The sequence below is a fragment of the Streptomyces sp. NPDC059900 genome, from assembly GCF_050270335.1.
Taxonomy (GTDB): Bacteria; Actinomycetota; Actinomycetes; order Streptomycetales; family Streptomycetaceae; genus Streptomyces.
This window is the reverse complement of the sequence record NZ_JBNNJZ010000008.1, coordinates 1-17925: the sequence shown is the minus strand read 5'-3', so window position 1 is coordinate 17925 and position 17925 is coordinate 1. Positions and strand designations below refer to the sequence as shown.

Annotated in this window: 15 protein-coding genes and 1 pseudogene; 7 read left to right on the top strand and 9 right to left on the bottom strand. The window is 69.5% G+C overall.

The genetic code is table 11. From position 1 onward, the window contains the following. Positions 1-180 precede the first annotated feature (180 nt). Complete coding sequence (locus tag ACQKIP_RS02805; protein ID WP_365859276.1) at positions 181-1845, bottom strand: protein kinase domain-containing protein; 1665 nt, start codon at positions 1843-1845, stop codon at positions 181-183. Positions 1846-2140: 295 nt separating this feature from the next. Between ACQKIP_RS02805 and ACQKIP_RS02800 the strand changes: the two genes are divergently transcribed. Beyond that, complete coding sequence (locus ACQKIP_RS02800) at positions 2141-3724, top strand: protein kinase domain-containing protein (RefSeq protein ID WP_365859274.1); 1584 nt, start codon at positions 2141-2143, stop codon at positions 3722-3724. A gap of 116 nt (positions 3725-3840) precedes the next feature. Here the strand turns inward: ACQKIP_RS02800 and ACQKIP_RS02795 are convergent, their stop codons facing one another. After that, a complete protein-coding gene (locus tag ACQKIP_RS02795; protein ID WP_365859272.1) occupies positions 3841-4287 on the bottom strand; it encodes a pyridoxamine 5'-phosphate oxidase family protein in 447 nt (148 codons plus the stop codon). A gap of 117 nt (positions 4288-4404) precedes the next feature. Further along, complete coding sequence (locus tag ACQKIP_RS02790; protein ID WP_249588831.1) at positions 4405-5067, bottom strand: response regulator; 663 nt, start codon at positions 5065-5067, stop codon at positions 4405-4407. Between the two features lie 381 nt (positions 5068-5448). On the opposite strand from ACQKIP_RS02790, the gene pdhA reads away from it, so the two are divergent. Genes pdhA through ACQKIP_RS02775 form a run of 3 tightly spaced genes read left to right on the top strand, consistent with a single transcriptional unit; the run spans position 5449 to position 9142 of the window. Then, the gene (gene pdhA / locus ACQKIP_RS02785) at positions 5449-6636 is read left to right on the top strand and encodes a pyruvate dehydrogenase (acetyl-transferring) E1 component subunit alpha (RefSeq protein WP_365859270.1); all 1188 of its coding nucleotides are present in this window, start codon (positions 5449-5451) and stop codon (positions 6634-6636) included. Between the two features lie 2 nt (positions 6637-6638). Continuing rightward, entirely contained in the window at positions 6639-7619 is a 981-nt protein-coding gene (locus tag ACQKIP_RS02780; protein WP_365859268.1) for an alpha-ketoacid dehydrogenase subunit beta, read from the top strand. Positions 7620-7630: 11 nt separating this feature from the next. Further along, positions 7631-9142, top strand: coding sequence for a dihydrolipoamide acetyltransferase family protein (locus tag ACQKIP_RS02775; RefSeq protein ID WP_427742000.1), 1512 nt, complete (start codon positions 7631-7633; stop codon positions 9140-9142). Positions 9143-9275: 133 nt separating this feature from the next. Here the strand turns inward: ACQKIP_RS02775 and ACQKIP_RS02770 are convergent. After that, a pseudogene (locus tag ACQKIP_RS02770) lies at positions 9276-10154 on the bottom strand (D-alanyl-D-alanine carboxypeptidase family protein); the annotation flags it as partial. A gap of 167 nt (positions 10155-10321) precedes the next feature. Here ACQKIP_RS02770 and ACQKIP_RS02765 point away from each other — a divergent pair. Both ACQKIP_RS02765 and ACQKIP_RS02760 read left to right on the top strand, forming a co-directional pair. Then, positions 10322-10996 (top strand): GntR family transcriptional regulator, encoded by a 675-nt coding sequence (locus ACQKIP_RS02765; RefSeq protein ID WP_365859264.1) that lies wholly within the window; start codon positions 10322-10324, stop codon positions 10994-10996. Further along, positions 10993-12294: an MFS transporter gene (locus ACQKIP_RS02760; RefSeq protein ID WP_365859262.1), complete on the top strand. Its 1302-nt coding sequence runs from the start codon at positions 10993-10995 to the stop codon at positions 12292-12294. Before ACQKIP_RS02765 ends, ACQKIP_RS02760 begins: the two co-directional genes overlap by 4 nt. Positions 12295-12326: 32 nt before the next feature. Here ACQKIP_RS02760 and ACQKIP_RS02755 read toward each other — a convergent pair whose 3' ends face one another. Continuing rightward, positions 12327-13151 (bottom strand): maleylpyruvate isomerase family mycothiol-dependent enzyme, encoded by an 825-nt coding sequence (locus ACQKIP_RS02755; RefSeq protein ID WP_365859260.1) that lies wholly within the window; start codon positions 13149-13151, stop codon positions 12327-12329. A 136-nt stretch (positions 13152-13287) separates the two neighbouring features. On the opposite strand from ACQKIP_RS02755, the gene ACQKIP_RS02750 reads away from it, so the two are divergent. Next, positions 13288-14091, top strand: coding sequence for a carbon-nitrogen family hydrolase (locus ACQKIP_RS02750; protein ID WP_365859258.1), 804 nt, complete (start codon positions 13288-13290; stop codon positions 14089-14091). An 18-nt stretch (positions 14092-14109) separates the two neighbouring features. Here ACQKIP_RS02750 and ACQKIP_RS02745 read toward each other — a convergent pair whose 3' ends face one another. The 4 genes from ACQKIP_RS02745 to ACQKIP_RS02730 form a co-directional block, all read right to left on the bottom strand. Next, entirely contained in the window at positions 14110-14604 is a 495-nt protein-coding gene (locus ACQKIP_RS02745) for an LURP-one-related/scramblase family protein (RefSeq protein WP_365859256.1), read from the bottom strand. Between the two features lie 136 nt (positions 14605-14740). Beyond that, a complete protein-coding gene (locus ACQKIP_RS02740) occupies positions 14741-14965 on the bottom strand; it encodes a DUF6458 family protein (RefSeq protein WP_365859254.1) in 225 nt (74 codons plus the stop codon). Between the two features lie 115 nt (positions 14966-15080). Further along, on the bottom strand, positions 15081-16385 hold the full coding sequence (locus ACQKIP_RS02735) for a M18 family aminopeptidase (protein ID WP_365859252.1): 1305 nt from the start codon (positions 16383-16385) through the stop codon (positions 15081-15083). A gap of 692 nt (positions 16386-17077) precedes the next feature. Next, the coding region (locus ACQKIP_RS02730) for an acyl-CoA dehydrogenase C-terminal domain-containing protein (RefSeq protein WP_427741993.1) at positions 17078-17925 on the bottom strand (848 nt) is incomplete at its 5' end.

The following is a 17925-nucleotide window of genomic DNA, read 5'->3' as shown; positions in this document are numbered from 1 at the left end:
GGGGGGGGGGGCGTGGTGTAAGTGGAGGGCGGAATCGGGGGAGGGCCCGGCGGCCCCTACCTGTTGGGGCCAGCCGGAAACGACGAGGGGGTGGGCCGGTAAACATGGTGACGGGCCCCTCCGCGTCGTTGCTGCTCACCCCGTCAGGCCGACTCCTCAGCCCATCAGGCCGTCAGCCCGTCAGGCCGGATTACCCGTCGAAACGGTGAACTCGATGTCCACGTCGTCCGGGTCGATGTCCGAGTCCTCCTTGGGCGACTGCTGCATCACAGTGTCCTTCCCGTAGGTGTTCTCGTCGATCGTGCGCTTGTCGTACTGCCAGCCGGCCGCCTGCAAGCACTTCTGTACGGACCGCCAGTCCTTGAACGTGAAGTCCGGGACCTTGATCTTGGTCTCGTCGTTGTACGCCGTGTCAGGGTCGGTGCACTCCTCGGTCTCCACCGTCTGAGTGCGGTCCGGACCCCGGTACCCCGCCACCGGCGCGTTCGACTTCTTCGCTTCCTTGCCGCCCTCGCCGCCGTCGTCACCGTTCAGGGAAATCGCCGTGATCAGACCGCCGATGGCAAGCAGCGCCACGACGATCGAGCCGACGATCACCGGCATGTTCCGCTTGCCGCTTCCGCTGCCGCCGCCCGAGCCGGCACCGCCGCCCTGCCCGTGCACGGACGTCTGCGCCTGCTGCGGCGAGAGCGTGTACGGCGGCGGGGTCTGCGCGCCCTGCGGGGCGTACGCGTTCGTGGGCGGCGGGGTCTGGTAGCCGCCCTGCTGCGGGTAGCCGTAACCGGGGGTCACGGGGCCGGGGGCAGGCGTGGGCGGTCCGTAGGAACCGGAATTCGGCTGGTACGGCGTCTGGACGCCGCCCTGCTGCGGGAGCGAGGAGTCGACCGGCGGGAAGACCGCCGCGCCGACGCCGCCGCCGCTCGCGGTCTGGGCGCCCGGCACGATGCTCGGGGCGGCCGTCTGCATGGACTGGGCGACGCGCAGGCACTCGTCGCGCATGGCCTCGGCGGTCGGGAAACGCTCGTTCGGGTTCTTCTTCAGCGCGCGGGCGACGATCGCGTCGACCGCGGGCGGCAGCGAGCGGTTGATCGAGGACGGAGCGACCGGCTCCTCCTGGACGTGCGCATACGCTATGGCCAGCGGCGAGTCCGCCTCGAAGGGCAGCCGCCCGGTGGTCAGCTGGAACAGCATGATGCCGACGGAGTAGAGGTCGGACCTGGCGTCCACGCCGCGGCCGAGGGCCTGCTCCGGCGAGAGGTACTGGGGGGTGCCGACGACCATGCCGGTCTGCGTCATGGAGGTGACGCCGGACTGCATGGCGCGGGCGATGCCGAAGTCCATGACCTTGACGACGTTGCGCTTCGTCATCATCACGTTGCCGGGCTTGATGTCGCGGTGGACCAGGCCCATCTCGTGGCTGATCTCGAGCGCGGCGAGCACATCGGCGGTGATCTTCAGCGCCTGGTCGGTCGGCATCGCGCCGAACTGGGCGACGGAGGCGTCGAGCACGGAGCCGAGCGGCTTGCCCTCCACGTACTCCATGACGATGTACGGCATCGTCGCGCCGTCCAGTTCGTCCTCGCCGGTGTCGAAGACCGAGACGATGTTCGTGTGAGTGAGCTTGGCCACCGACTGGGCCTCGCGACGGAAGCGTTCGCGGAAGGACTGCTCGCGTCCCAGTTCGGTGTGAAGCGTCTTGATCGCGACTTGACGATCGAGTACGGAGTCGTACGCCAGGTGAACGGAGGCCATGCCGCCTTCACCGAGAAGATCGCGCAGCTGGTACCGGCCACCGGCCAGCGAGCGCCCCGCATACCGTCCCTGTGCGCCGTCCTGGCTGCTCATGTCGTGCGTCCCCCATCGGCGCGGTGTGCCGGACGGCTCCGCGATCGGTGATCGATTCCCGCTATTCCTGGCCAAGTCTGCCCGAGGGCACGGACACGTCAAGCTCGATGCCCGTTCCGTGACCGTACGCGCAAGAAGCGTCTCGGAAGCGTTACAAGTTTGCGCGCAGGGGCACCCGGCGGGTTTGATGTCCGGTCCACCTCGAACCGCCGCGACGCGCGGAGGCTGTAGCGTGGCCCGGCGGGGATCCCCCAGTACCACCAAGCACCACGACCAGAAACGACGGCGAGGACTGATGGCACAGACGCAGCGCGCTCAGGGCCCGTCCGACCCCGAGGCGACTGGCGGCGGAATGTCGGATGCGCCTGAGTTGTGGGGCAACAACGGGCTTGTTGGGGATGGCCGATATCGGCTCACCCACAGACTCGGCCGGGGCGGCATGGCAGAGGTGTTCGCGGCCGAGGACGTACGTCTCGGTCGTACGGTCGCCGTGAAGCTGCTCCGCTCCGACCTCGCGGAGGACCCGGTATCCAAGGCCCGCTTCACGCGCGAGGCCCAGTCGGTCGCGGGACTCAACCACCATGCGGTGGTGGCGGTCTACGACTCCGGCGAGGACGTCGTCGGGCCGAGCGTGGTCCCGTACATCGTCATGGAGATCGTCGAGGGCCGGACGATCCGTGACCTGCTGCTCAACGCGGAGGCGCCGGGTCCCGAGCAGGCCCTGATCATCGTCTCCGGGGTGCTCGAGGCGCTCGCGTACTCGCACCAGCACGGCATCGTGCACCGCGACATCAAGCCCGCGAACGTGATCATCACCAACACCGGCGCGGTCAAGGTGATGGACTTCGGCATCGCCCGTGCGCTGCACGGCGCGCAGTCGACGATGACGCAGACCGGCATGGTCATGGGCACGCCCCAGTACCTCTCCCCGGAGCAGGCGCTCGGCAAGGCCGTCGACCACCGCTCCGACCTTTACGCGACCGGCTGTCTGCTCTACGAGCTTCTCGCGCTGCGTCCGCCGTTCACCGGCGAGACACCGCTCTCCGTGGTCTACCAGCACGTCCAGGACATCCCCGTGCCGCCGTCCGAGACCTCGGACGCGGCTCCGCCGGAGCTGGACGGCCTGGTGATGCGTTCGCTCGCCAAGGACCCGGACGACCGGTTCCAGACCGCCGAGGAGATGCGCGGTCTGGTCCAGTACGGGCTCCAGATGCTGCACGAGCAGGGCAGCCACACCGGGACCTGGAACACCGGTCCCGTCGACGTGGCGGGCATGCACGAGGGCGGCAGCACCCCGGCGATGGGCGTCGCGGGCACCACCGCGATGCAGCACCCGGGCGACTCCGGCACCGCGCAGATCCCCGGCGCGATGCTGCGTCCGCCGGGCGGCGACGACGGCGGCTTCGAGGGCGGTCACCGCAACGGGAACGGCGGCGGCCGGGGCAAGCTGTGGATCTTCGCCGTGCTCGCGGTCATCGCCATCGCCGTGGGTGTCGCGTTCGCGCTGTCGGCGAGCGACAAGAAGTCGAAGGACACGGACACCCCGACCAAGTCGCCGACGAAGCAGTCGGAGACGAAGAAGCCGAGCAAGAGCGCGGACGACGAGACGTCGGACGAGGACACCGCGGAGCCCGGCGACGGGAGCGGCGGACAGGGCGAGTGGAGCCCGTCGCAGCCGAACACCACCGGCCCGACCACTCCGAACACGCCCACCGAGGACGAGCCGTCGGACGACCCGACGGAGCCTTCGGACGACCCCACCGAGTCGTCCGAGGACCCGCCGACGCCCACCGGGGAAGAGAGCCCTCCGGAGAGCGAGGACCCGCCGGCGACGGACGGCGGCACCGAAGGGGTCGTCGCAGGCAACGACGGCGCCTGAGCGGCCGCCGGTAGCCCCCTACGCAAACGCACGCGCGCGTGGCGCCCGGAAGGGCACCACGCGCGCGTGCGTTTACGTGTCAGGTCCGGCTCTACGGATACGTGTCGGGTCCGGCTCTACGGACGGCCCACCGGATGCCCATGGAACTGCCGCTCCTGGCCGCGCTGCAGCGTGTGCACGGTGGCCAGCTGCGGCTCCAGGCGCATGTAGACGGGGTCGTACAGCTCGCCGTCCACGTAATGCGGGCCGGGGCCGAAGAGTTCCAGCTCGTCGTTGGTCGGCTCGATGACCTCGCAGAGGCCGACGAACTGCACGGTCCACTGACCCGTGCGCGCGGTCTCGGCGCTGAGATTGTCCGCCCCGTAGGCGATGACGCTGCCGATGCAGGCCTCGTGGTACCCGTACCCCTTGTGCATCCGCAGCAGGATGCGGCCGTCCACGACGACGTGCCGGGCCGCGGCGAGGAAGGGCAGCGCGCGCATGCTGGTCGCGACCCGGCCGTAGTCGGTGCGGCCGAGCAGTTCGAAGGCGAGCCGTTCGTCCTGTTGATCGTCGGTGGGCATGCATCCACCCTCCGGCACCGGCGGGGGGCCGGGGAAGGGGAGCATGCCCCTACGGGGCGGGGACGTTAGTCCCGTTTCGAGCGCTCACGGTCAGTGATTCCGCTCCGTCTGCAACGGTCAGTGATTCTGTTCCGCCTGCATACGTGCCACGTACGCCGCCGCCTGCGAGCGCCGCTCCATGCCGAGCTTCGAAAGCAGGCTGGAGACGTAATTCTTGATCGTCTTCTCGGCGAGGTGGAGACGTTCGCCGATCACCCGATTGGTCAGGCCCTCGCCGATCAGGTCCAGGATCTTGCGTTCCTGGTCCGTGAGGTTCGACAGGCGGTCGTCGCCCTTGGGGGTGTTTCCGTCGCGCAGCCGCTCCAGGACGCGGGCCGTGGCGACGGGGTCGAGCAGGGACTTTCCGGCTGCCACGTCACGTACGGCCGAGAGAAGTTCATTGCCGCGAATGGCCTTCAGGACATAGCCGGAAGCGCCCGCCATGATGGCGTCGAAGAGCGCCTCGTCGTCCGCGAACGAGGTGAGCATCAGGCATTTGATGTCCTCGTTCTGCGAACGGATCTCGCGGCAGACCTCGACGCCGCTGCCATCCGGAAGGCGCACGTCCAAAACGGCCACGTCCGGTCGTGTCGCCGGGATCCTGACCAGGGCGTCCGCCGCCGTTCCCGCCTCGCCGACGACCTCGATGTCGGACTCCACGGAGAGCAGCTCATGGACTCCGCGGCGGACCACTTCGTGGTCGTCGAGGAGAAATACCGTAATTTTTCCGTCTTCGCGCACGGAGTCAGTCTCACACACGATCTCTCCGGGTGCCTGAGCTGAACCCTTCCCGTGCGCGGGGTGGCCGGGATAACGTGCCGGTGTTCCGGCCCCCTGCCAGGCTGTGATCAGTGCTGTGACCAGGAAGTGTTCCCGACTTTCTCGATTTACTCGGATTTCCAAGCAGTCAGATACTTGGAAATCCAAGCAAATTCGCAGGTCAGATGGGGTTTCACAGAATTGGGAAGCACTGGGTAACGTGCATTGTGCAGGGCGCTCGCCGGGGCACCTGTCACGCCTGTTCCCGGCCGAGTCGCACCCACCCCGTGCGCGGGCACGGATCAGGCGAGCCGCACTGGCTTACCCGGTAATCCCGGGGGCCGGACCGACGGAGGAGCACACGTGACCGTGGAGAGCACCGCCGCGCGCACACCGCGCCGCAGCACGACCAGCGGCGGGAAGCGCGCAAGCGCCAAGAAGGCCGCGCCCAAGAAGAGCACGGAACCCCAGCTTGTCCAGCTGCTGACCCCCGAGGGCAAGCGGGTCAAGCACGCAGCCAACGCTGTGTACGACTCGTACGTCGCGGACATCACCGCCGACGAGCTGCGCGCCCTGTACCGCGACATGGTTCTCACCCGCCGCTTCGACGCAGAGGCCACCTCCCTGCAGCGCCAGGGCGAGCTGGGCCTGTGGGCGTCGCTGCTCGGCCAGGAGGCCGCCCAGATCGGCTCCGGCCGTGCCACGCGCGAGGACGACTACGTCTTCCCGACCTACCGCGAGCACGGCGTCGCCTGGTGCCGCGGGGTCGACCCGACCAACCTGCTCGGCATGTTCCGCGGCGTGAACCACGGCGGCTGGGACCCGAACAGCAACAACTTCCACCTGTACACGATCGTCATCGGCTCGCAGACCCTGCACGCCACCGGCTACGCCATGGGCGTGGCCAAGGACGGCGCGGACTCGGCCGTGATCGCGTACTTCGGTGACGGCGCGTCCAGCCAGGGCGACGTCGCCGAATCGTTCACCTTCTCCGCGGTCTACAACGCCCCCGTCGTGTTCTTCTGCCAGAACAACCAGTGGGCGATCTCCGAGCCCACCGAGAAGCAGACCCGGGTGCCGCTCTACCAGCGCGCGCAGGGCTTCGGCTTCCCGGGCGTGCGGGTCGACGGCAACGACGTCCTCGCCGTCCTGGCCGTCACCAAGTGGGCCCTGGAGCGGGCGCGTTCGGGCGAGGGCCCGGCGCTCATCGAGGCGTTCACCTACCGCATGGGCGCGCACACCACCTCCGACGACCCCACCAAGTACCGCAGCGACGACGAGCGCGAGGCCTGGGAGGCCAAGGACCCGATCCTGCGCCTGCGGACCTATCTCGAGGCCGAAGGTCACGCTGATGAGGGATTTTTCGCGGAACTCGAGGCGGAGAGCGAAGCGTTGGGCAAGCGAGTGCGAGAGGTGGTGCGGGCGATGCCGGATCCGGATCTGATGGCGATCTTCGAGAACGCGTATGCGGACGGGCATGCGCTCGTGGACGAGGAGCGCGCGCAGTTCGCCGCGTACCAGGCGTCGTTCGCGGACGAAGGCGGTAAGTGACCATGGGCGTTCAGAAACTTCCCCTTGCCAAAGCGATCAACGAATCGCTGCGCACGGCCCTCGACACCGACCCCAAGGTCCTCATCATGGGCGAGGACGTCGGCAAGCTCGGCGGCGTCTTCCGGGTGACGGACGGGCTCCAGAAGGACTTCGGCGAGGACCGGGTCATCGACACCCCGCTCGCCGAGTCCGGCATCGTCGGCACGGCCATCGGCCTTGCCCTGCGGGGCTACCGCCCGGTGGTGGAGATCCAGTTCGACGGCTTCGTCTTCCCGGCGTACGACCAGATCGTCACGCAGCTCGCGAAGATGCACGCCCGCGCGCTCGGCAAGATCAAGATGCCGGTCGTCATCCGCATTCCGTACGGCGGCGGCATCGGCGCCGTCGAGCACCACAGCGAGTCGCCCGAGGCGCTGTTCGCGCACGTGGCGGGCCTCAAGGTCGTCTCTCCGTCGAACTCGTCGGACGCCTACTGGATGATGCAGCAGGCCATTCAGAGCGACGACCCGGTGATCTTCTTCGAGCCGAAGCGGCGCTACTGGGACAAGAGCGAGGTCGACACCGAAGCGATCCCGGCGCCGCTGCACAAGGCCCGGGTCGCCCGCGAGGGCACGGACCTCACGCTCGCCGCGTACGGCCCGATGGTGAAGGTCTGCCTGGAGGCGGCCGCGGCCGCCGCCGAGGAGGGCAAGTCCCTGGAGGTCGTGGACCTGCGCTCCATGTCCCCGATGGACTTCGACACGGTGCAGACGTCGGTCGAGAAGACGCGGCGGCTCGTCGTGGTCCACGAGGCCCCGGTCTTCCTGGGCACGGGCTCGGAGATCGCCGCCCGCATCACCGAGCGCTGCTTCTACCACCTCGAAGCTCCCGTGCTGCGGGTCGGCGGCTTCCACGCGCCGTATCCGCCGGCGCGGTTGGAAGAGGAGTACCTGCCGGGCCTCGACCGGGTGCTCGACACTGTCGACCGCTCGCTGGCGTACTGAGGGAGAAGGTCGTGACGACTATGACAGAGGCGACGGACGCTGCGCCGGCCGAGTTCAAGATGCCCGACGTGGGCGAGGGGCTCACCGAGGCAGAGATCCTCAAGTGGTTCGTGGCGCCGGGCGACACGGTCACCGACGGGCAGGTGGTGTGCGAGGTCGAGACGGCCAAGGCCGCCGTCGAGCTGCCCATTCCGTTCAACGGTGTCGTGAGCGAACTGCGCTTCCCCGAGGGCACCACGGTCGACGTCGGCCAGGTGATCATCGCGGTGGACGTGTCCGGCGGCGGTGCGCCCGCTCAGACTGAGGCCGCCCCCGTGTCGGACGCCGCCCCCGCCCCGGCGGCGGAAGCCGTTCCCGCCGCCCCCGAGGAAGAGGCCGCGCCGGCGGGCCGCCAGCCGGTGCTTGTCGGCTATGGGGTCGCCGAGTCCTCGACGAAGCGCCGCGCGCGCAAGTCGGCGCAGGACCAGGCCGAGGCCGCCGGTACGTACTACGCGGCAGCGGTCCAGGCCGAGCTGAACGGCTCCGGCACGGCAGCAGCCGCCCCCGCCGCACCTGCTGCCCCCGCAGCCCCCGCCCCCACGGACACCCGCCCGCTGGCCAAGCCGCCGGTGCGCAAGCTCGCCAAGGACCTGGGAGTCGACCTCACGGTCATCATCCCGTCCGGCCCCGGCGGGATCATCACGCGCGAGGACGTACACGCGGCGGTGGCTCCGGCCCCCGCCGCAGCCCCCGCCTCCGCCCCGGCTCCCGCGTCCGCACCCCGGCAGGCGGCAGCCGAAGCCGAAGTACAAGCTGAAGCTCCCGTTCCGGCAGGCGGCGGCGCCCGCGAGACCCGTATCCCCGTCAAGGGCGTCCGCAAGGCCATCGCCCAGGCGATGGTCGGCTCGGCCTTCACGGCACCGCACGTCACGGAGTTCGTGACGGTCGACGTGACGCGGACGATGAAACTGGTCGAGGAGCTGAAGCAGGACAAGGCCTTCGCGGGCCTGCGGGTCAACCCGCTGCTGCTCATCTCCAAGGCCCTGCTCGTGGCGATCCGGCGCAACCCGGAGGTCAACGCGGCCTGGGACGAGGCGAACCAGGAGATCGTCCAGAAGCACTACGTGAACCTGGGCATCGCCGCCGCGACCCCCCGCGGTCTGATCGTCCCGAACATCAAGGACGCCCAGGCCAAGACGCTGCCCGAACTGGCAGAGTCCCTCGGCGATCTGGTGTCCACGGCCCGCGACGGCAAGACGTCGCCGGCCGCGATGCAGGGCGGCACGGTCACCATCACGAACGTCGGCGTCTTCGGCGTCGACACCGGCACTCCGATCCTGAACCCGGGCGAGTCCGCGATCCTCGCGGTCGGTGCGATCAAGCTCCAGCCCTGGGTCCACAAGGGCAAGGTCAAGCCGCGCCAGGTGACGACGCTCGCGCTCTCCTTCGACCACCGCCTGGTCGACGGCGAGCTCGGCTCCAAGGTCCTCGCCGACGTGGCGGCCATCCTGGAGCAGCCCAAGCGGCTCATGACCTGGGCGTAGCCGGCACAGCCGGAGGACGACCAGCACCGAGAACGGCCGGAGTACGACGAGGGGGCCCGCCGCCCCCCCCCGCGGGCCCCCCCGTCGTGCCCCCGCAGGGGCGGGCCCCGGGCCCGGGGGGGGACATAGTTGAACCGGGTGCCATCAGCTTCTTGGCGTCCTTCGTGCGGGCGTCGGAGGAGGTCGAGGTGAGGACCGTGCCGATGACTGTCTTGCCGTTGCGGGTCGCGGCGAAGACCAGGCAGTACTTGGCCTGCGGACCGGAACCCGTCTTCACGCCGATGGCGCCGCTGTAGCTGCTGAGCAGGTTGTTCGTGTTCGACCACGACATGTAGCGGTAGCCGCCGCTCTTCGTGGTGACCTTCTGCTTCGTCGACTTCGTCTTCACGACCGTACGGAACGTGGAGCTCTTCATCGCGCTGCTGGCGAGCTTCGTCAGGTCACGGGGCGTGGAGTAGTTGCTTCCGTTGCCGATCCCGTCGAAGGAGTCGAAGTGCGTGTTCGTCATGCCCAGGCTCCTGGCCTGTGCGTTCATCTTGCCGATGAACGACTTCACGCGGGCGGAGCGCGTGGAGCCCTTGCCGAACTTGTCCGCGAGCGCGTACGCCGCGTCGCAGCCGGACGGCAGCATCAGGCCGTACAGGAGCTGGCGGACGGTGACCTTGTCGCCGACGATCAGCCGGGCTGACGAGGCGGTGTTGCGGACGATGTAGTCGCTGTAGGCCTTCTCGATCTTGACCTTGGAGTCGAGGTTGAGGTTCGACTGCGACAGCACGACCTTCGCCGTCATGATCTTGGTGGTCGAGCCGGTGGACCGGCGGGTGTCGGCGGCCTTCGTGAAGAGCGTCTTGCCGGTGCCGTTGTTCATCACGTAGCCGCCCTTGGCGGCGATGGACGGCTTCGGCAGCGCGGCCGCGTGGGCCGGGGTCGTGAGGGCGGCGCCCGCGAAAACCGCACCCGCGGTGACGATTACGGCCGATGCGCGGCGAATGCCCTTAATGGGGGTGTTCAAGTTGAATGCTCCAAATGCCCCTGGAATGCGGCCACATGAGGGTGCCGCTCGATAGTGAGACACACGAGAGAGGCAAATGGATGCGCCCGGAGACGGTCTTTCGAGGGTGATGTCCGGATCGTGGAATGGACGTCCTCATGAGTACGTGTTGTATCTATGCTGTGCGCATGCCTGTCGCACCAGCCTCGTCCCCCACACAGACCCTCAAGCGCCCGCCCGCCGCCGAGCGCGTGTACGCGCACGTGAAGCAGGGCGTGCTCGACCGCCGGTACGAGGGCGGCACGCTGCTCACCGAAGGCGAGCTCGCCGAGGCGGTCGGGGTGTCCCGCACACCGGTGCGCGAGGCCCTCCTGAAGCTGGAGGTCGAGGGGCTCCTGCGGCTCTACCCCAAGAAGGGCGCCCTGGTCCTGCCGGTGTCCGTGCAGGAGATCGCCGACGTCGTCGAGACGCGGCTCCTGGTGGAGACCCACTCGGTGCGCAAGGCGGTGCCGGCGCCTCCCGCGCTGCTCGCCCGCCTGGAGGAGCTGCTTCACCGGCAGCGCGAGCAGGCCGCGGCCGGGGACTTCTCCGCCGCCGCCGTGACCGACCGCTGCTTCCATGCCGAGATCGTGCGCAGCGGCGGCAACGAAATCCTGGCCCGCCTCTACGACCAGCTCAGGGACCGGCAGCTGCGGATGGGCGTCGCCGTGATGCACTCCCACCCCGACCGGATCGCCAAGACGCTCGCCGAGCACGAGGAACTCCTGAACGCCCTCACCTCCGGAGACGTCGAGGCCGCCGAAGCGGTGGTCACCCGGCACGTCGGCTGGTTCCAGAACCTGGCCAGGGGCGAAGTCCGATGACCACCGTGCCCGTCTCGCTCCCCGGCGATCCGCCCGGCGGCAAGAAGGCCGTGCTCGTCTGGGGCATCGGCGTCGCCGTCTACTTCGTCGCCGTCATCTTCCGCACCTCCCTCGGCGTCGCCGGACTCGACGCCGCCGACCGCTTCCACGTCAACGCGTCCGCGCTCTCGACCTTCTCGATCCTCCAGCTGCTCGTCTACGCGGGCATGCAGATACCCGTCGGCCTGATGGTCGACCGGCTCGGCACCAAGCGCGTGCTGACCATCGGAGTCGTGCTCTTCACGGTCGGACAGCTCGGCTTCGCCTTCTCGCCCTCGTACGGGATGGCGCTCGCGTCCCGCGCGCTGCTCGGCTGCGGTGACGCGCTGACCTTCATCAGCGTGCTGCGCCTTGGCACCCGCTGGTTCCCCGCCCGGCGCGGCCCGATGGTCGCCCAGCTCGCCGGTCTGGTCGGCATGGCGGGCAACCTCGTCTCCACCCTCGTCCTGGCCCGGCTCCTGCACTCCGTCGGCTGGACCGCGGCCTTCGCGGGCAGCGCGCTCTGCGGCGTCGTCGTCCTCGTCCTGATGACGCTGTTCCTCAAGGACCACCCCGAGGGGTACGCCCCGGAGCCCGTGCGGCACTCCGGCGGAGCCTTCGTGCGCAAGCAGATAGCCATGAGCTGGCGGGAGCCCGGCACCCGGCTCGGCCTGTGGGTGCACTTCACCACGCAGTTCCCCGCGATGGTGTTCCTGCTCCTGTGGGGCCTGCCGTTCCTCGTCGAGGCGCAGGGACTCACGCGCGCCACGGCCGGGACGCTGCTCACCCTCGTCGTGCTCTCGAACATGGTCGTGGGCCTGGTCTACGGCCAGATCGTCGCCCGGCACCACGCGGCACGCACGCCCCTGGCGATCGGCACCGTCGCGGCGACCGCCACCATGTGGGCGATCACGATCCACTACCCCGGCGACCACGCCCCGATGTGGCTGCTCATCATGCTGTGCACGGTGCTCGGCGCCTGCGGCCCCGCGTCCATGATCGGCTTCGACTTCGCGCGGCCCGCCAATCCGCCGGAGCGGCAGGGCACCGCGTCCGGCATCGTGAACATGGGCGGCTTCGTCGCCTCCATGACGACACTGCTCGCCATCGGCGTTCTCCTGGACGCGACCGGCGACAACTACCGGATCGCCTTCTCCGCCGTCTTCGTCCTCGAAGCGGTGGGCCTCAGCCAGATCCTGCGGCTGCGGACGCGCGCGGTGCGCAGGGAGAAGGAGCGGCTTGTCGCCAGCCGCGTGGAGGCCGTGCACGTACCGGTGTGAGGCCGGCGCCGGGAGAGGAGGGCCTGCGGGGGCTACGGCGTGACCGCGAACTCCCGCAGGATCGCCTCGGCAAGGCCGTGATCGCCCTCGATCTTGACCCGGTCGGCCACCGACGCGTACGAGATGCGGCCGCAGGCGAGGCGGAAGTACGTCTCCCAGTCCAGGCTGAGCGTGGCGAGCGGGCCGAGCGAGGGGGAGCTGTCGACCGTGGCCCGGCCTTCGGCGTCCACGCGGACCGTGCGCAGGAACTCGACGGGACCGCTCACGTCGAAGACGACCGCCGAATTCGCCGGTGCCTGGGCCTTCTTGGCGACCACGCCGGTCAGCCCCTGCAGCAGCATGTCCCGCGCCACGAGCGCTCCCTGGGAGTCCAGGTTGCCGGGCTTCTTCAGCGTCGTACGCAGGTCCTGCTCGTGCACCCAGACGTCGAACGCGCGAAGCCGCGTGGCCAGTTCGAGGGTCTGCTCGGTGCCGAGCGGGCCGCGGATCTTGTGCGACGGGTCGCGCGATTCGTTCCGCAGCTGACGCGTGCGGCGGATGATCGTGTACTCCAGCTCGGAGGTCATCTCGGGCGCGGTGTGATGCCGTCGGACGTCGACCTGCATCTCCATGTAGCGCTGGCCCTCGGTCTTCACGTGGTACAGATCGCGGGGCAGGGTGTGGATGGGGCGCGGGTCGCCCAGCATCTCGCAGTCCAGGCCTATGACGTGGGAAATGATGTCCCGCACCGACCAGCCGGGGCAGGGCGTGGCCCAGTTCCACTCTCCCTCGGCGAGCGGTGAGACCAGCTCGGATATGGCTGATACGGATTGGGTCCAGGCGTCGGCGTAGGTTTGCAGGCTGGGATGGAGACTCACGGGACCCCTCGACGGTCGTACGCGGGCGGTGGGTGTCTGAGACGCTAAGTTACGCTGCCCGCAGGCACCCCGGCAGTGCTTTCGTGTGACGATCGTAGGCCCGTGTTGACGGCTCGAATGCCAGGACGGTGGTAGTGTGCGCGCCTCCCTCATCCAGATCGCCGTAGACGAGGGCGAAACGGTCAATTCCCGCCGCTCAAGGGTCTCTTCACTGGTACGGGAAGTAGCCGAGCGTGAGCGGCCGGATCTCGTCGTTCTCCCCGAACTGTGGACCACGGGCGCCTTCGCGTACGAGACGTTCGCGAGCGAGGCGGAATCGCTTGAGGGGCCGACGTACGAGGCCATGGCCAAGGCCGCACGTGACGCGGGCGTCTGGCTGCACGCGGGGTCGGTGCCGGAGCGGGACGCGGCCGGGGACCTCTACAACACCTCGCTCGTCTTCTCGCCCCTGGGTGAACTCGCCGCCTCGTACCGCAAGATCCACCGATTCGGCTTCGACAAGGGCGAGGCCGTGCTCATGGGCGCGGGCAGCGAGCTGGTGACGGTGCGCACGCCCGCCGCGGCGATCGGGCTCGCCACGTGCTACGACCTCCGCTTCCCCGAGCTGTTCCGGGGCCTTGTCGACGCGGGCGCCGAGATGTTCGTCGTGCCCGCGGGGTGGCCTGCGCGGCGCCGGGAGCACTGGACGCTGTTCGCCAGGGCGCGGGCCGTCGAGGACCAGGTGTACGTCCTTGCCTGCGGCACCGGCGGCACGCACGCCGGTGTCCCCCAGGCGGGGCACAGCGTCGTGGTGGACCCCTGGGGTGAGGTGCTCGCCGAGGCGGGGGACGGTGAGGAGGTCCTCACCGTCGACCTCGATCTCGCGAAGGTCGCCGCCACGCGTGAGCAGTTCCCCGCGCTGAAGGACCGGCTGCTGGGAGTTGCCGCTCCCGCGCGTTGAGCCTTGGCGGGCCCGGCGCTAGTCGTCCCCGCGCTCCTTCTCCGCCAGGCGGATCACGCAGACCGCGATGGCCAGGAGGAGCGAGGCGTCGGCGTCCTCCCGGACGATCTGGAGGCCGTACGTGTCGCGGACGCGGAACCAGCGGCGGGAGATGTCGGCAAGCAGCTCGCCGTCGTACTCGATGGCGAACTCGCGGTCCAGGATCTTTCCGCTGACGTCGAGTTCGGTGCCGTCGACCAGCTCCACGCGGTAGTGGTTGCGCAGCAGCGAGAGGCGTTTGCGCTTGATCTTGGCCAGCGGTTCGCCGTCGCGCTCGATCACCATCGTGTCGCGCAGCGCCAGCATCTTGGCGTGGATGTCGATGAGGACACGGCCCTGCATGTCCTTGAGCTCGAAGGTCTCGCGCAGGCGCATCGCCTTGCCGTCGACGAGGAAGACCTTCTGGCCCTGGTCGTCCTCGATCCAGTAGTCGTCACCGATGCCGAGCAGCCGGTCGCGTACGAGAAGTTTCATGGAGCCATGAGTACCCCGCGGCGCGCATGACACCGGGCAATGCCGGGGGAGTTCACCGTGACGTGGCGCCATGCGGCAGGGCCCGGCGGCCATGAGGATGGCTGCCGGGCCCTGCGAAGACGAGCGGGTGGAACTGTCACAAGCCGTGGCGGTGGTGGTCGTCTTCCGTCTCGACCACCGTCGCGCCCGGCGGCACGACCGTCTTGCGGCGCGCGTTGGTGAACGCGGCGACACCGATCACGCCCACGGCCATCATGATCAGACCGGTGACGGTGAGATTGATGCCGTCCATCTCCCAGTCGGTGGCGAACGCGAGGATGGCGCCCGCGGCGATCAGAAGTATGCATCCGCCCAGGCCCATATGGACCGCCTCCCTAAGTCGTGGCAGGGCCTCCGGGTACCCGGGCCCGGCACGGTCACACGGGGAAGCGGAAATCGCCCTTCGGACTTCGGTCCTGAGTGCCCCTCAGCACTTCTCAGCCCTGGAGGAACGCCACGAGGGCGTTGGCGAGCAGGTGCGGGTCGTCCGCACCGCACAGCTCGCGCACGCTGTGCATCGAGAGGATCGCGACACCGATGTCGACGGTCTTGATGCCGTGCCTTGCCGCGGTGATCGGGCCGATCGTCGTGCCGCAGGGCATCGCGTTGTTCGACACGAAGCTCTGGAAGGGCACACCGGCCTTCTCGCAGGCGGCGGCGAACACGGCACGTCCGGCGCCGTCGGTGGCGTAGCGGTTGTTGACGTTGACCTTGAGGATCGGGCCGCCGTTGGCTCGGGGGTGGTGCGTCGGGTCGTGCCGCTCGGCGTAGTTGGGGTGCACGGCGTGGCCCGTGTCGGAGGAGAGGCAGATGGTGCCGGCGAAGGCGCGGGCCTTGTCCTCGTACGTGCCGCCGCGGGCGAACACGGACCGCTCGAGGACGCCGCCGAGGAGCGGGCCGTCGGCGCCGGTGTCGGACTGGGAGCCGTTCTCCTCGTGGTCGAAGGCGGCGAGGACGGGGATGTACGGCAGCGAGTCGGCGTCGTCCGCCGTGGCGACGGCGGCGAGCGCCGCCGTACAGGCGTGCACGGACAGGAGGTTGTCCATGCGCGGGCCCGCGATGAGGTCGCGGTCGCGGCCGAGGTAGGAGGGTGCCTCGACGGGGTGCGTCATCAGGTCCCAGCCGGTGACGTCGCCGGGGGCGAGCTCCGACTCCTCCTCCAGGAAGGCGATGAGGTCGCCCTCGTGCACGTCGTCGCCCAGGCCCCAGATGGGCTGCATGTGCTTCTGCTTGTCGAGCTTCAGGCCGTCGGCGACCACTCCGCGGTCCATGTGGATGGCCAGCTGCGGGACACGCAGCAGCGCCCGGTCGATGTTCACCAGACGCGTCGAGCCGTCCCGCAGCGTGAGTCTGCCCGCGAGGCCGAGGTCGCGGTCCAGCCAGGAGTTGAGCAGCGGGCCGCCGTAGATCTCGACCGCCACCTGCCGCCAGCCGTGCGCGCCCGCGTCCGGCTTCGGCTTGACGCGGAGGTTGGGGGAGTCGGTGTGGGCGCCGACGATGCGGTACGGGGTGTGTGCGGAGGCCCCTTCGGGGACGTACCAGGCGATGATCGCGCCGCCGCGCAGCACATACTTCCCGCCGGTCGACCCGTCCCAGGCGTCGGTCTCCTCGACCTGCCGGAAGCCGGCCTTCTCCAGCCGCTCCGCGGCGTTCGCCACGGCGTGATACGGGGAGGGGCTTGCCGCAAGGAAGGTGATGAGGTCGTCGGAGAGGCCGCGGTCGAAGCGGGCAGGTGTGCTCATGGCTTCCAGCCTAGCTAGCGGTTTTCTCTGGCGTGGGGCGCCTTTTCCGGGAGGTTCTGTACCGGATGTGCCCGTATCCCGGCGCTTGTACCGCCGGGATCTCATCCTTCCGCCTGCCGCTTGCCTGCGGCGCCGTCGTCTCTCCCCTGCCCCGCCGCTTCGCGCCGGATCTTTCCCGCCCACCCGCCCGGAACCCCGCGTCACGTCCTGACCGTCACCACCCTTCGCCTACGGCGCGTTCCCCGCCGACCCGGCACCCTGCGCCCCTGCCCTTCGTCTGCGGCGCCGTCCGGCCTGCCCCGCCGCTTCGCGCCGGATCTCTCCCGCCCACCCGCCCGGCGCCCTGCGTCACGTCCTGACCGTGACTGCCCTTCGTCTGCGGCGCCGTCCCCACCCGCCCGGCGCCCTGCATCACGCTCCCACCGCCGTAGCTCGCCGTGTGATGCCGGGTGAACGGGTGGGTGGGTGGGGGAGATCCGCCGCGGAGCGGCGGTCAGGCGCGTGCCTGTAGTGCCCCACGGCGGGTTCCGGCGCTGAAGCGGTGGGTCAGGTGTGCCGCGGAGCGGCGGTCAGGTGCGTGGCTGTAGTGGCCCGCGGCGGGTGCCGGGCCCCGGCGCTCGCAAGAGACGGCTGCGGCCCGCCCCCGGAGTTCCGGGAGCGGGCCGTAGTTATAAGGCCTAGGACCGTGGAGGTCAGAACGCGGCTTCGTCCAGTTCCATCAGGTCCAGCTCCACGCCCTCGGCGAGCTTCCGCTCGGCTGCGACGCCCGGCAGGACGTTCGTGGCGAAGAACTTGGCCGCGGCGATCTTGCCCTCGTAGAAGGCCTTGTCCTTGGCGGAAGCCGTGGGCAGCTTCTCGGCGGCGACTGCCGCGCCGCGCAGGAGTAGGTAGCCGACGACCACGTCGCCCGACACCATCAGGAGGCGGGTCGTGTTGAGGCCCACCTTGTAGATGGACTTCACGTCCTGCTCGGTGGCCGCGAGGTCAGTCAGCATGACGCCGACGATGGCCTCGAGCTCGACCGCGGCCTTGGCCAGCTCCTCGCGGGCCCCGGCCAGGCCCTCGCCCCCCGCGGCGACCGCGAGGAACTTCTTGATCTCCTCGGCGAGGCCGTTCAGCGCGGCACCCTGGTTACGGACGATCTTCCGGAAGAAGTAGTCCTGGCCCTGGATGGCGGTCGTGCCCTCGTAGAGGGTGTCGATCTTGGCGTCACGGATGTACTGCTCGATGGGGTACTCCTGGAGGTACCCCGAGCCGCCGAACGTCTGGAGCGACTGCGCCAGCTGCTCGTACGACTTCTCCGAGCCGTAGCCCTTGACGATCGGCAGGAGCAGGTCGTTCAGGGCGATGAGCGCCGACGCGTCCTCGCCCTCCGCCTCCTTGATCTGGATGTCGTCCTGGACGGCCGCGGTGTGCAGGACCAAGGCGCGCATGCCCTCCGCGTACGCCTTCTGGGTCATGAGGGAACGGCGTACGTCGGGGTGGTGCGTGATGGTGACCTTGGGGGCGGTCTTGTCCATGAACTGGGCGAGGTCCGGAC